The following is a 14,386-nucleotide window of genomic DNA, read 5'->3' as shown; positions in this document are numbered from 1 at the left end:
AGCAGGCGCTGCGGAGCGGTGCGGCAACCCCTCGCGGGTCAGGGGCCCCTACCCCGGTGACCCGGACTTAGGGGTTCCGACGGGCCCGCGACCAGCCCACGATGAGCCGAGGCCGCGTGGCAGGGCGCGCAGGACGCGCCGCCCGCGATCGCTGGTGACACCCCGGTACCGGGCCAGGCCGACGCGTCGGCGGCGAGGGACGCGCCGCTCGCTCACCCGGCGGCCTCGGGAACCGACCCAACCCGGAAGCGGCGTGACGCGCAAGGAGAGGCTGGCATGCAGCTGGCGACCGACAAGCACCCCCTTCTCGAAGGGAAACCGGCGCACCAGCAGCCCGACTGGGGCGACCGGGCACAACTGCGGCTGGTCCGTGCCGAACTGGCGGCCTCGCCGGGGCTGGTGCGGCCGGCCGACCTGGCGGTGCTCCGGGGCCTGCTCGCCCAGGTGGCGGCCGGCCGCGCCCACGTCGTGCAGGGCGGGGACTGCGCCGAGGACCCCGCCGAGTGCACGGTGGACTACGTGGCCCGCAAGGTCGGCCTGCTCGACGTGCTGGCCGGCACCATGCAGATGCACTCGCACAAGCCGGTGGTGCGGGTCGGCCGGATCGCCGGCCAGTACACCAAGCCCCGCTCCCGGCCCACCGAGCGCGTCGGCGGCGAGGAACTGCCGGTCTACCGCGGCCACATGGTGAACAGCCCGGAACCCGACCCGGTGCTGCGCCGGCCCGACCCGGTGCGCATCCTCACCTGCTACCAGGCGGCCCGCCAGGTGATGGGCCACCTCGGCTGGCTCGACCAGGCCCGGGACTGGCACCGCCCCCCGCGGCTGTGGACCAGTCACGAGGCGCTGCTGCTGGACTACGAGGTCCCGCTGCTGCGCCGGGACGAGCAGGGGCGGCTCTACCTCGCCTCCACCCACTGGCCGTGGATCGGCAACCGCACCCGCCAGCTCGACGGCGCCCACCTGGCCCTGCTGGCCGCCGTCAGCAACCCGGTGGCCTGCAAGGTGGGCGCCGGCATGACGGCCGACGACCTGGTCGCGCTCTGCGAGGCGCTCGACCCGCAGCGCGAGCCGGGCCGGCTCACCCTGATCTCCCGGATGGGCGCGGACGCCGTCGCCGAGCAACTGCCCGAACTGGTCATGGCGGTGCGCGCGGCCGGCCACCCGGTGATCTGGCTCTGCGACCCGATGCACGGCAACACCCTCACCACCGCGGCCGGCCTGAAGACCCGCTACCTGAAGGCGGTGCTCTGGGAGGTCGAGCAGTTCCAGTGCGCGGTGACCGCCTTCGGCGGGGTCGCCGGCGGGCTGCACCTGGAGGTCACGCCGGAGCCGGTCACCGAGTGCGTGCTCAACGACTCGGACGCGGACCGGGTCGGCGAGAAGTACACCACCCTGTGCGACCCGCGCCTCAACCCCGGTCAGTCCGCCACCGTGGTCGCCAGCTGGCGCTCCTAGCCCGTCGACCCCCGGTGGACCAGCACAGGCCCCCATCGAACCAGCAGAGGACCGCGAAGCCATGCCAGGGATCCCCACCATCACCCCCTATCCCATGCCCAGCAGGGAGCAGCTGCCCGCGAACACCGTCTCCTGGACGGTCGACCCCGCCCGGGCGGTGCTGCTCGTCCACGACATGCAGCGCTTCTTCCTGCAGGCCTTCCCGGCCGGCGTGCGCGCCGACCTGGTGGCCAACACGGCCCTGGTGCGCGACCGCTGCGCCGAGCATGGGATCGCGGTGGCCTACACCGCACAGCCCGGCGCGATGACCGAGCAGGAGCGCGGGCTGCTCCGGGACTTCTGGGGCCCGGGGATGAGCCGGGCGGAGGCCGACCGGGCCGTGGAGGAGCGGGTGGCGCCCGCTCCGGGCGACTGGGTCTTCACCAAGTGGCGCTACAGCGCCTTCTTCCGCACCGAGCTGCTGGAGCGGATGCGGGCCGCCGGCCGCGACCAGCTGATCATCTGCGGGGTCTACGCCCACGTCGGCGTGCTGATGACCGCGGTCGAGGCGTACAGCCACGACATCCGGACCTTCCTGGTCGCCGACGCGGTCGCCGACTTCTCCGCCGAGCACCACCGCTGGGCGCTGGAGTACGCCGCCGGCCGCTGCGCCATGGTGGTCACCGCCGAGGACCTGCTGACGGCGCTGCCGGTGGCCGGGCGGGCGCTGGCCGGCCGGACGGGGGGACGGGCGTGACCGCCGCCCCGCCGCCCGCCACCGAGCTGCTCGACCGACTGCTGGTCGACGCCCCGCCCGCCTTCGCCTTGCTGCACCGCCCGGAGGCCACCGGCGGGGACCGGCTTGACCTGCTGCTCGGCACCGTCTCGCACCCCGCCACCCTCGCCGAGCTGCCCGCCGTCGAGCGCCCGCGGCAACCCGGCGCTGCCGCGCACCAGGTGCTCGCGGTGATCCCGTTCCGGCAGATCGCCGAGCGCGGCTTCACCGCCCACGACGACGGCGCCCCGCTGGTCGCCCTCACCGTCGAGGAGCAGGGCCTGCTCCCGGTCGCCGAGTTCACCGCCCGGGTCCCCGACGCCCCGATCCGGGTCACCGGCGGCCACTTCGACGTCGACGACGACGCCTACGCGCAGATCGTCCGGACCATCATCGACACCGAGATCGGCACCGGCGCCGGCGCCAACTTCGTGATCCGGCGCTCCTTCGTGGTCGACATCACCGACTACTCGCCGCGGCTCGCCCTGGTGGTCTTCCGCCGCCTGCTGCAGCGCGAGTCCGGCGCCCACTGGACCTTCGTGGTGCACACCGGCGACCGCACCCTGGTCGGCGCCACCCCCGAGCGGCACGTCAGCGTGCAGGGCGGCACGGCCGTGATGAACCCGATCAGCGGCACCTACCGCTACCCGCCGACCGGCCCCACCGAGGCCGGCCTGCAGGAGTTCATCGCCGACCGGAAGGAGACCGACGAGCTCTACATGGTGCTGGACGAGGAGCTCAAGATGATGGGCCGGATCTGCCGCACCGGCGGCCGGGTCGACGGCCCCTACCTGCGGGAGATGGCCCGGCTGGCGCACACCGAGTACTTCATCGCCGGCGAGACCGACCGCGACCTGCGCGAGATCCTGCGCGAGACGATGTTCGCGCCCACCGTCACCGGCTCCCCGCTGGAGAGCGCCTGCCGGGTGATCCACCGGCACGAGCCCGGGGGCCGCGGCTACTACAGCGGAGTGGTGGCGCTGATCGGCCACGACCGGGACGGGCAGGACGCCCTGGACTCGGCGATCCTGATCCGGACCGCCGACATCGACCGCACCGGCCGGGCCAGGGTGGGCACCGGCGCCACCCTGGTGCGGCACTCCGACCCGGCGGCCGAGGTCGCCGAGACCCGGGCCAAGGCCGCCGCCCTGCTGGCCGCGCTGGGCGCCGACGGCAGCACCCGGTTCGCCGACCGCCCGGAGATCCGCGCCGCCCTCGCTCGGCGCAACGCCACCATCGCCCCGTTCTGGCTGGCCCAGGACGGGCAGCGCCCGCAGCCGCTGCCCGAACTGGCCGGCCGCCGGGCGCTGGTGGTCGACGCCGAGGACACCTTCACCGCCATGCTGAATCACCAACTGGCCTCTCTTGGCCTCTTGGTGACGGTCCGTCGGTTCGACGAGCCGTACGGCTTCGACGAGGCCGACCTGGTCGTGATGGGCCCCGGCCCCGGCGACCCGAACGATCGGGACTGCGCCAAGATCGCCCATCTGCGGACGGCCGTCCGCACCCTGCTCGACCGGCAACTGCCGTTCCTCGCGGTCTGCCTGAGCCACCAGGCGCTCAGCCTGGAGCTGGGGCTGCCGGTGACCCGCTGCGCCGTGGTCAACCAGGGGCGGCAGCGCGAGATCGACCTGTTCGGCAGTCGGGAGCGGGTCGGCTTCTACAACACCTTCACCGCGATCAGCCGGGAGGACAAGTTCGACTGCCCCGGCGTGGGCGGCGTCGAGGTCAGCCGGGACGCCGCGAACGGCGAGGTGTACGCGCTGCGCGGACCGCACTTCGCCTCCCTGCAGTTCCACGCCGAGTCGGTGCTCTCCCCACGGGGCGTCGGACTCCTCGGCGACGTGCTGAAGGGCCTGCCGAGGCGCTGACCGCGGCTGCCGCACGGCCCCCGGGGGCGACCGCCCCACCACCCCAATCCTTCCGGAACATCCTGCGTGACCTGCGAAGAAAGGCTGGACCGATCTCCATGGCGGACGAGCAGAAGACCGTTGAATATCTTCGGCGAGTGACCGCGGAGCTGCAGAAGACGCGCCGCCGCCTGAACGAGGTCGAGGCCGGCCTGCTGGAGCCGATCGCGGTGGTGGGGATGGCCTGCCGGTTCCCCGGCGGGGCCGGCTCCCCCGAGGGGCTGTGGCAGCTGGTGGCCGACGGCGAGGACGCCACCCGGGACTTCCCGACCGATCGTGGCTGGCCGGCGGACCTGTACGACCCGGACCCGGAGAAGTCGGGGAAGTCGTACGTGCGGCGGGGTGGATTCCTGGGGGACGTGGCGGGCTTCGATGCGGAGTTCTTCGGGATCTCGCCGCGCGAGGCGTTGGCGATGGATCCGCAGCAGCGGTTGCTGCTGGAGGTGTCCTGGGAGGTGCTGGAGCGGGCCGGCCTGTCCGCCGCGGCGCTGAAGGGCAGCCGCACCGGCGTCTTCGTCGGCGCCTCCACCTCCGCCTACCTGCCGGACCTGGACCACGTGCCGGACGTGGTGGAGGGCTACACCCTGACCGGCAACCTGCCCAGCGTGCTCTCCGGGCGGCTGTCCTACTCGTTCGGCTTCGAGGGGCCGGCCGTCTCGGTCGACACCGCCTGTTCCTCCTCGCTGGTGGCGCTGCACCTGGCGGTGCAGGCGCTGCGGCAGGGCGAGTGCACGCTGGCGCTGGCCGGCGGCGTCGCGCTGCTGGCCAGCCCGACCCCCTTCATCGAGTTCTCCCGCCAGCGCGGGCTGGCCCCGGACGGGCGCTGCAAGCCCTTCGCCGCCGGCGCCGACGGCACGGCCTGGGGCGAGGGCGCGGGAATGCTGGCGCTGGAGCGGCTCTCCGACGCGCGGCGGCTGGGGCACCGGGTGCTGGGCGTGGTGCGCGGCAGCGCGGTCAACCAGGACGGGGCGAGCAGCGGGCTGACCGCGCCGAACGGGCCTTCGCAGCAGCGGGTGATCCGGGCGGCGCTGGCCAACGCCGGACTCTCCGTCGCCGAGGTGGACGCGGTGGAGGCGCACGGGACGGGAACCAGGCTCGGCGACCCGATCGAGGCACAGGCGCTGCTGGCCACCTACGGCCAGGACCGCCCGGACGGTCGCCCGCTGCTGCTCGGCTCGCTGAAGTCCAACATCGGCCACACCCAGGCGGCTTCCGGGGTGGCCGGTGTGATCAAGATGCTGATGGCGATGCAGCAGCAGGAGCTGCCGCGGACCCTGCACGTGGACGAGCCGGCGTCGTTCGTGGACTGGTCGGCGGGCGCGGTGTCGCTGCTGACCGAGCCGGTCGCCTGGCCGCGGGGTGAGCGGGTGCGGCGGGCCGGGGTGTCCTCGTTCGGGGTCAGCGGCACCAACGCGCACGTGATCATCGAGGAGCCGCCCGCCGTCGAGTCCGCACCCGCCGCCGAACTCGAGCCGGCCGCCCCGCCGGTGACGCCCGCGCTCTCGGGCGAGGTCGTGCCGCTGCTGCTCTCGGGCGGTAGTGCGGGTGGTCTGCGCTCGCAGGCTGCGCGGCTGGCCGACTACGTCGACTCCGAGGGTGTGGACATCGAACTGGGTGCGCTGTCGCGGGCGTTGACCACTCGTGACGGGTTGCGGCATCGGTTGGTGGTGGCGGGGGCTGGTCGGGGTGAGTTGGTGGCGGGGTTGCGGGCGTTTGCGGGTGCGGGTGAGTTGGTCGGTGGTGTGGTGGCGGGGGTGGTGGCGGCGCGTCCTGGGGTGGGGTTGTTGTTCTCGGGGCAGGGGGCGCAGTGGGCGGGGATGGGGCGGGAGTTGTCTGGTGTGTCGGGGGTGTTTGCGGGGGCGTTGGATGAGGTGTGTGGGGTGGTGGATCCGTTGTTGGGGTGTTCGTTGCGGGAGGTGATGTTCACGGCCCCTGATCCAGAGGGGTTGTTGGATCGGACGGTGTTCACGCAGGCGGGGTTGTTCGCGTTCGAGGTGGCGCTGTACCGGCTGGTGGCGGCGTGTGGGGTGCGGCCCGAGGTGTTGGTGGGCCATTCGGTGGGCGAGGTGGTGGCAGCCCACGTGTCCGGGGTGCTGTCACTGGCGGACGCCGGGGCTCTGGTGGTGGCGCGGGGTCAGTTGATGCAGGCCCTGCCGGCCGGTGGCGGCATGCTCTCGGTGCGGGCTACGGCGGAGGAGGTGGAGGGGGTGTTGGCCGTCCGGGCCGGTGGTCGGGTGCAGGTGGCGGCGGTCAACGGACCACGCTCCACCGTGGTCTCCGGCCCCCTCGAGGTGCTGGACGAGCTCGCCTCCCACTGGGACGAGGCGGGGGTGCGCACGCGCCGGTTGCGGGTCTCGCACGCCTTCCATTCGGCGTTGATGGAGCCGATGCTGGACGACTTCCGCCGGGTCGTGGAGAAGCTCACCTTCGCCGCGCCACAGGTCCCGGTGGTCTCCACCGTGACCGGCAAGCCCGTGAGCGGTCAGGAGTGGGCCAGTGCGGAGTACTGGGTGCAGCAGGTCCGCCGCCCGGTGTTGTTCGCGGATGCGGTGCTGGAGGCGGTGGAGCGCTTCCCGGTGCGGGCGTTGGCGGAGATCGGCCCGCGCGCGGTGTTGACCGCGATGGCCGCCGAGTGCCTGCCCCAGGACCAGGACACCATCGCCCTGATCCCCCTGGTGCGCAGCGATCGTGGTGAGGAACGTGCCCTGCTGACCGGCCTGGGCCACCTGTGGGCCACCGGCGCCGACCTCGACTGGACCCAAGCCCTCCCGGCCACGACCACCGCCAGTGCGGTGCTGCCGGAGCTGCCGACCTACGCCTTCGACCACACCCGCTACTGGCTGGAGCGCGGCACGCGCGGGGCCGGTGACCTGGCCGGCATCGGCCTGGGCGAGGTGGACCACGGCCTGCTCGCCGCCGCCGTCGACGTGGCGGCCGGTGACACGATCGTGCTCTCGGGCCGCCTCTCCCTGACCGCCCAGCCCTGGCTCGCCGACCACACGGTCGCGGGCACCGCGATCGTGCCCGGCACGGCGTTCCTGGACCTGGTGATCCGGGCCGGGGACCGGGTGGGCTGCGCCCGGATCGAGGAGTTGATCGTGCAGGCGCCACTGGTCCTGCCGACCGAGGGCGCCCTGGACCTGCAGGTCGTGGTCGACGCCCCGGACCCAGACGGCCGACGCACCGCCGGCGTCTACTCCCGCCCCCACACCACCACCACGCCCGGCGGCATCTGGACCCGCCACGCCCAAGCCACCCTCACCGTCGAGGCGGTGCAGGCGTCGGACGCGGCGGCGGCGGAGGTTGCGGCGCTGGCGGTCTGGCCGCCGGTGGATGCCGAGGTGGTCCCGGTGACGGAGGCCTACCAGCTACTGGCGGAGCGCGGCTACGGCTACGGCTCCGCCTTCCAGGGCCTGACCGGCCTCTGGCGCGGCGAGGCGGGTGAGCTGTTCGCAGAGGCGGCGCTGCCGGAGGCGGTGGCGCGCGAGGCCGACCGGTTCGGCCTGCACCCGGCCCTGCTGGACGCGGCGCTGCACGCGCTGCACCTCGACGAGGGCTTCGCCGGCGACGGGGACGGTGTCTGGCTGCCGTCCTCCTGGCAGGCGGTGTCGCTGGTCGCCACCGGGGCGACCACCATCCGGGTTTCGCTGCGCAGCACCGGCGCGGACACCGTGCGGGTGACCGCGGTCGACCCGGCGGGCGAGCCGGTGCTGGTCGCCGACGCGATGCGGATGCAGCCCCTGGCAGCCGGTCTGCTCACCGCCGGCGGCACCGGAACGGAGGCGCTCTTCACCGTGGAGTGGCTCCCGATGCCGATCCCCGCCGGCACCGAGGCGCCCTCGGCGGTCCTGCTGGGCGGTACCGACCTGGGGATCGGTCTGCCCGACGCCCCGCGGTACCCGGAGGTGGCGGCGCTGGCCGCGGCGCTCGACGCGGGCGCGCCCGTCCCGGCCTTCGGCCTGCTGCCGACCGCCACCCCCGACCCGACCGCCGAGCCGGCCGAGTCCGCCCACCGGGTGGCCACCGAGCTGCTGGCGGTGCTGCGGGCCTGGCTGGCCGAGCCCCGACTGGCCGGCATCCCGCTGGTGGTGACGACCCGTGGCGCGGTGGCGGCCGGCCGGGACCGGTCGGCGGAGGTCACCGACCTGGCCGCCGCGGCGGCCTGGGGCCTGGTCCGCAGCGCGCAGAGCGAGCACCCCGACCGCTTCGTCCTGCTGGACCTCGACCCCGCCGCCGGTGCCGCCGACACCGCCGGTGCCGCCGACTGGCCGGCGCTGCTGGCCGCGATCGGCCGTGGTGACGAGCCGCAACTGGCCCGGCGCGGCGCCGAACTGCTGGTCCCCCGGGTGACGCAGGCGGCTCCGGTCGCGGACCGCGCGGCCGGACTCGAGCTGGACCCGGCGGGCACCGTCGTGATCACCGGGGCCACCTCGCCGCAGGGCCGGCTGCTGGTCCGCCACCTGGTCGAGCAGCACGGGCTGCGCCACCTGGTGCTGACCAGCCGGCAGGGCGCCGACCACCCGCTCGCGGCCGAACTGGGCGCCGAGCTGGCCGAGTCGGGTGCCGCCGTGACCTTCGCCCGGTGCGACCTGACCGAGCCGGGGGCCGTGGCCACCCTGCTGGCCGAGCTGCCCGCCGAGCACCCGCTGACGGCGGTGGTCCACGCCGCCGGCCCGCTCGCCGGCGCGACGGTCGAGTCGCTGACCGAGCCGCAGCTGCGCGCGAGCCTGACCGCCCGGATCACCGGCGCCGTCCGGCTGCACGAGCTGACCGCCGACCGCCCGCAGGTGAGCTTCGTGCTCTGCTCCTCGGCCGCCGGCGTGCTCGGCGGCGCGGGCTACACCGACCTGGCCGCGGGCGCCGCCGTCCTGGAGGCCCTCGCGCACCACCGGCGGGGCCTGGGGCTGCCCGCCCGCTGCCTGGCCTGGGGCGCCTGGACCACCACCGAGCCGACCGCCGACCGGGCGGACGAGCACGAGACCGTCCGACTGTCCCGCGAGGGCGCGGTGCCGCTGACCCACACCGAGGGCCTGGCCGTCTTCGACGCCGCCCTCGCCCTGGACGAGCCGCTGGTCCTCGGCACCCGGGTGGACACCGCCGTGCTGCGCGAGCGCGCCGCCGCCGGCGTGCTCTCCCCGATGTGGCGCGGCCTGGTCCGCGGCGCCGGCCGCCGGGCGGCCGCCGCCGGGGAGGGCACCGGCCGGGCGCTGGCCCGCCGCCTGGTCGCGCTGCCCAAGGCCGACCGCGGCCGGGTCGTGCTGGACCTGGTCCGCGGCCACGTCGCCGCGGTGCTCGGGCACGACTCGCCGGCGCGGGTCGACGAGACCCAGGGGTTCCTGGACGCCGGCGTCGACTCGCTGACCGCGGTCGAGCTGCGCAACCGGCTGGCCGCCGCCACCGGTCTGACGCTCCCCGCGACCCTGGTCTTCGACTACCCCACCCCGGCTGAACTGGCCCGCCACATCGAGCTGGAGGTCCTCGGCGCCGGCGCCGACCTGCCGGTTGCCGCCACCCCGCGGACCACCCAGACCACCGACGAGCCGATCGCGGTGGTGGGGATGGCGTGCCGGTTCCCGGGTGGGGTGGGTTCGCCGGAGGAGTTGTGGGAGCTGGTGGCGGGCGGGGTCGATGCGACCTCGGAGTTCCCGACCGATCGTGGTTGGCCGGAGGACTTGTATGACCCGGACCCGGAGAAGTCGGGGAAGTCGTATACCCGGCGGGGTGGGTTCCTGGGGGATGTGGCGGGTTTCGATGCGGAGTTCTTCGGGATCTCGCCGCGGGAGGCGTTGGCGATGGACCCGCAGCAGCGGTTGCTGCTGGAGGTGTCCTGGGAGGTGCTGGAGCGGGCCGGTTTGGACCCGTTGGCGCTGAAGGGCAGCCGCACCGGCGTCTTCGTCGGCGCCGGATCGTCCTCCTACGTCTGCGACATGGACCAGGTGCCCGAACACCTGGAGGGCTACGCCTTCACCGGGAACACGTCGAGTGTGTTGTCGGGGCGGGTGTCGTATTCGTTCGGGTTCGAGGGTCCGGCGGTGACGGTGGATACGGCCTGTTCCTCCTCGCTGGTGGCGTTGCATCTGGCGGTGCAGGCGTTGCGGCAGGGGGAGTGTGGGTTGGCGTTGGCGGGTGGTGTGACGGTGTTGGCGAGTCCGGGTGGGTTCACGGAGTTCTCGCGGCAGCGGGCGTTGTCGCCGGAGGGTCGGTGCCGGCCGTTTGCGGCGGATGCGGATGGGACGGCGTGGGCCGAGGGGGTGGGGGTGCTGGCGTTGGAGCGGTTGTCGGAGGCGAAGCGGCTGGGCCACCGAATCCTCGGTGTGGTGCGTGGCAGTGCGGTGAACCAGGACGGTGCGAGCAGTGGGCTGACCGCCCCCAACGGCCCCTCGCAGCAGCGGGTGATCCGGGCGGCGCTGGCCAACGCCGGTGTGACAGCCGCCGACGTGGACGCAGTGGAGGCGCACGGCACCGGCACCAAGCTGGGGGATCCGATCGAGGCGCAGGCGTTGATCGCGGCCTACGGCCAGGACCGTGCGGTGGAGCGGCCGTTGCTGCTGGGCTCGCTGAAGTCGAACATCGGTCACTCGGTGGCGGCTGCGGGTGTCGGTGGTGTGATCAAGATGCTGATGGCTCTTCAGGAGGAGGAGCTGCCGCGGACCTTGCATGCGCAGTCGCCGTCGCCGTTCGTGGACTGGTCGGCGGGTGCGGTGTCGTTGTTGACGGAGGCGGTGGCGTGGCCGCGGGGTGAGCGGGTGCGTCGGGCCGGGGTGTCCTCGTTCGGGGCGAGTGGGACCAACGCGCATGTGATCGTGGAGGAGGCGCCGGAGGCCGGTGAGGTCACGGAGACATCTACCTCGACCGGGCCGGCCGTGGGCGGTGCGGTGGTGCCGTGGGTGGTCTCCGGTGGCAGTGCGGGCGGTCTGCGCTCGCAGGCTGCGCGGTTGGCCGATTTCGTGGAGTCGGCGGCAGCCGGGTCGATGGAGTTGGGTGCGGTCGGGCGGTCCTTGGCAGCGCGGGCGGCGCTGGGTCACCGCCTGGTGGTGACGGGCGTGGATCGGGCCGAACTCGTGGCCGGGCTACGGGCGTTCGCCGCGGACGGCGAACGGGTCGGCGGCGCGGTGGCCGGCGTGGCCGGTGGTTCGACCCGCCCGGTGCTGGTCTTCCCCGGCCAGGGCTGGCAGTGGGAGCGGATGGGCGCGGACCTGCTGGACAGCTCGCCGGTCTTCGCCGCCGCGGTCGCCGAGTGCTCGGCCGTCGTGCAGCAGCTGGCCGGCTGGTCGGTGCTCGACGTGCTGACCGGCGCCCCCGAGGCGCCCTCGATGGAGCGGGTGGACGTGGTCCAGCCGGTCATGTTCACCGTGATGGTCGCGCTGGCCCGGCTGTGGGAGTCGGCGGGCCTGCGTCCGCAGGCGGTGGTCGGCCACTCGCAGGGCGAGATCGCCGCCGCTTGCGTGGCCGGGGTGCTCTCGGTGCCGGACGCGGTCCGCGTCGTGGTGGCGCGCTCGGCGGCGCTGGTGGAACTCGCCGGGCACGGTGCCATGTTGTCGGTGGCGGCCGGCCTCGACACGGTGACCGAGCTGCTGGCCGACCGGTCGGACCGGCTCTGGGTGGCGGCGGTCAACGGGCCCTCGTCCACCGTGGTGGCCGGTGAGGTGGCGGCGGCCGAGGAGTTCATGGCCGCGTGCCAGGCGGCCGAGGTGCGAGTGCGGCGGATCCCCGTCGACTACGCCTCGCACACCCCCCAGGTCGAGTCGATCGGCGACCGCATCCTGGCCGCCCTGGCGGGCATCACCCCGCGGGCCGGCCGGATCCCCGTGTACTCCACGGTGAGCGCCCAGGTCGTCGACGGCAGCGGCATGGACGCCGGGTACTGGCTGGAGAACCTGCGCAACCGGGTCCGCTTCCAGGAGTCCACCGAGGCCCTGCTCGCGGACGGGTTCGACGTCTTCGTCGAGGCCAGCGCCCATCCGGTGCTGACCGTCGGGATCAACGAGACCGTCGACGTGCACGGCGCACCCGGCAGCTCGGTGACGGTCACCGGCACGCTGCGCCGGGACGAGGACGGAGCGCGCCGGTTCACGCTCAACGCCGCCGAGGTGTGGGCGGCGGGCGTGCCGGTGGACTGGTCCGCCCTGGTGCCGGCCGGCACCGAGTACCCGGAGTTGCCGACCTACGCGTTCGATCGCACCCGGTACTGGCTGGACCGCGGGGTGCGCGGTGGCGATCCGGCCGGGGCGGGACTGGCCGAGGTGGCGCACGGGCTGCTGGCGGCCGCGGTGGACGTGGCGGCCGGTGACTCGGTGGTGCTCTCGGGCAGGCTCTCGCTGGCCGCGCACGCCTGGTTGGCGGATCACGCGGTGGCGGGTACCGCGATCGTGCCGGGGACGGCGTTCCTGGACCTGGTGATCCGCGCCGGTGACCGGGTGGGTTGCGCCCGCGTCGAGGAGTTGATCGTGCAGGCGCCGCTGGTGCTGCCGGCCCAGGGCGCGGTCGATCTGCAGGTCGTGGTCGACGCCCCGGACCAGGACGGCCGGCGCACCGCTGGCGTCTACTCCCGCCCGCACCACACCGACGGCCTCCCGACCCCCTGGACCCGGCACGCCCAGGCCACCCTCGCGGTGGACGCGGTGCGGGTGTCGGGGGTGGCGGCGGAGGTCGCGGCGCTGGCGGTGTGGCCGCCGGTGGGTGCGGAGGCGGTGTCGGTGGCGGACGCCTACGGGGTGCTGGCGGAGCGCGGCTACGGTTACGGGCCCGCCTTCCAGGGCCTGAACGCCGTCTGGCGCGGTGCGGGGGGTGAGCTGTTCGCGGAGGCGGTGCTGCCGGAGGCGGTGGCACGGGAGGCGGACCGGTTCGGCCTGCACCCGGCGCTGCTCGACGCGGCGCTGCACGCGCAGCAGTTCGACGAGGGCTTCGCGGGAGACGGGGACGGTGTCTGGTTGCCGTTCTCCTGGGAGGCGGTCTCGCTCTTCGCCACCGGGGCGACCACCATCCGAGTGGCGCTGCGCAGCACCAGCGAGGACACCGTGCGGGTGACCGCGGTCGACCCGGCGGGCAAGCCGGTGCTGGTCGCCGAGGCGATGCGGATGCGCCGCGCCGACCCCACCCAGCTGACCCCGGCGGCCGCCGGGCTGGACAGCTTGTTCAGCCTGGAGTGGCACCCGGTTCCGGCCGCGGCCGACTCCGTGCTGCCGCCGGTGGTGGTGCTCGGGCCGGACCGGCTGGCCGTGCCGGCTGCGCTGCCGCAGGCCCGCGTGCACGCCGAGGTCGCCGCCCTGGTGGCGGCGTTGGACGACGGCGCCCGGCTCCCCGGTCTCGGGGTGCTGACGGTTGCCGCCGCGGCGGAGGCCCGGCTGCCCGGCCCGGAAACCGTCGCGGCCACCCACGAGTTGGCCGAGCGGCTGCTGCTCGAGGTGCAGGCCTGGCTGGCCGAACCGCGGCTCTCCGGCGTGCCGTTGGTGGTGGTCACCCGTGGTGCGGTGGGTGCCGCCCGGGACGGCGCGGGTGACGTCACCGACCTGCCCGCCTCGACCGCCTGGGGCCTGATCCGCAGCGCGCAGAGCGAGCAGCCCGACCGGTTCCTGCTGCTGGACCTGGACCCGGCCGCCGAGAGCACCCCCGAGCTGCCGGCTCTGCTGGCCCGGGCGCTGACCGCGGGTGAGCCCCAACTGGCCCACCGGGACGGCGTCCTGCTGGCCCCGCGGGTGGTGCGTGGCGGCAACTCCGGTCAGATTCCGGCGGTCAGTGGCTTCGGCGCCGGTCAGGACTGGCGGATCGACGCGCTGGGCGGTGGCACCTTCGAGGCGGTCGGCAAGACGGCGAACCCGCTGGCCACCCGGCCGTTGGAGCCCGGGGAGGTGCGGATCCAGGTCCGCGCCGCCGGCCTCAACTTCATGGACGTCGCCGCCGCGCTCGGTCTCGCCCGGTTCGCGGACGGGATGGGCGCCGAGGGTGCCGGTGTGGTGGTGGAGACCGGCCCCGGGGTGACCCGCTTCGCGCCCGGCGACCGGGTGCTGGGTGGCTTCCCCAGTGCGTTCGCGCCGCTGACCATCGCGGACGAGCGGATGGTGGTCGGCATCCCGGACGACTGGTCCTTCGAGCAGGCGGCCGCCATCCCCGCGGTGTTCATGACGGCGTACTACGGGTTGCGCGACCTGGCCGGGATCAAGCCCGGCGACCGGGTCCTGATCCACTCCGCCGCCGGCGGTGTCGGCATGGCCGCCGTCCAACTCGCCCGCCACTGGGGCGCCGAGGTCTACGCCACCGCCAGCCC

Annotated in this window: 4 protein-coding genes; all 4 read left to right on the top strand. The window is 74.6% G+C overall.

The window, feature by feature from the left end; translation table 11 throughout:
• Positions 1-276: 276 nt before the first annotated feature.
• A complete protein-coding gene (locus tag ACQRUO_RS21460; RefSeq protein WP_428317625.1) occupies positions 277-1,458 on the top strand; it encodes a 3-deoxy-7-phosphoheptulonate synthase in 1,182 nt (393 codons plus the stop codon).
• A 61-nt stretch (positions 1,459-1,519) separates the two neighbouring features.
• A complete protein-coding gene (locus ACQRUO_RS21455; protein ID WP_428317624.1) occupies positions 1,520-2,194 on the top strand; it encodes an isochorismatase family protein in 675 nt (224 codons plus the stop codon).
• Positions 2,191-4,083 (top strand): anthranilate synthase family protein, encoded by a 1,893-nt coding sequence (locus ACQRUO_RS21450; RefSeq protein ID WP_428317623.1) that lies wholly within the window; start codon positions 2,191-2,193, stop codon positions 4,081-4,083. The genes ACQRUO_RS21455 and ACQRUO_RS21450 overlap by 4 nt, the downstream gene beginning before the upstream one ends.
• Positions 4,084-4,220: 137 nt before the next feature.
• Positions 4,221-14,386: SDR family NAD(P)-dependent oxidoreductase (locus ACQRUO_RS21445; protein WP_428317622.1), on the top strand; the 10,166-nt coding region annotated here is incomplete at its 3' end.

Source organism: Kitasatospora sp. LaBMicrA B282 (assembly GCF_050325825.1).
In the GTDB taxonomy this organism is placed as follows: Bacteria; Actinomycetota; Actinomycetes; order Streptomycetales; family Streptomycetaceae; genus Kitasatospora.
This window is presented reverse-complemented; position numbering and strand designations above follow the sequence as displayed.

Excerpts from the sequence above, each read along its gene's own strand:
- ACQRUO_RS21460 (WP_428317625.1), top strand. The coding sequence starts at position 277 with ATGCAGCTGGCGACCGACAAGCACCCCCTTCTCGAAGGGAAACCGGCG.
- ACQRUO_RS21455 (WP_428317624.1), top strand. The coding sequence starts at position 1,520 with ATGCCAGGGATCCCCACCATCACCCCCTATCCCATGCCCAGCAGGGAG.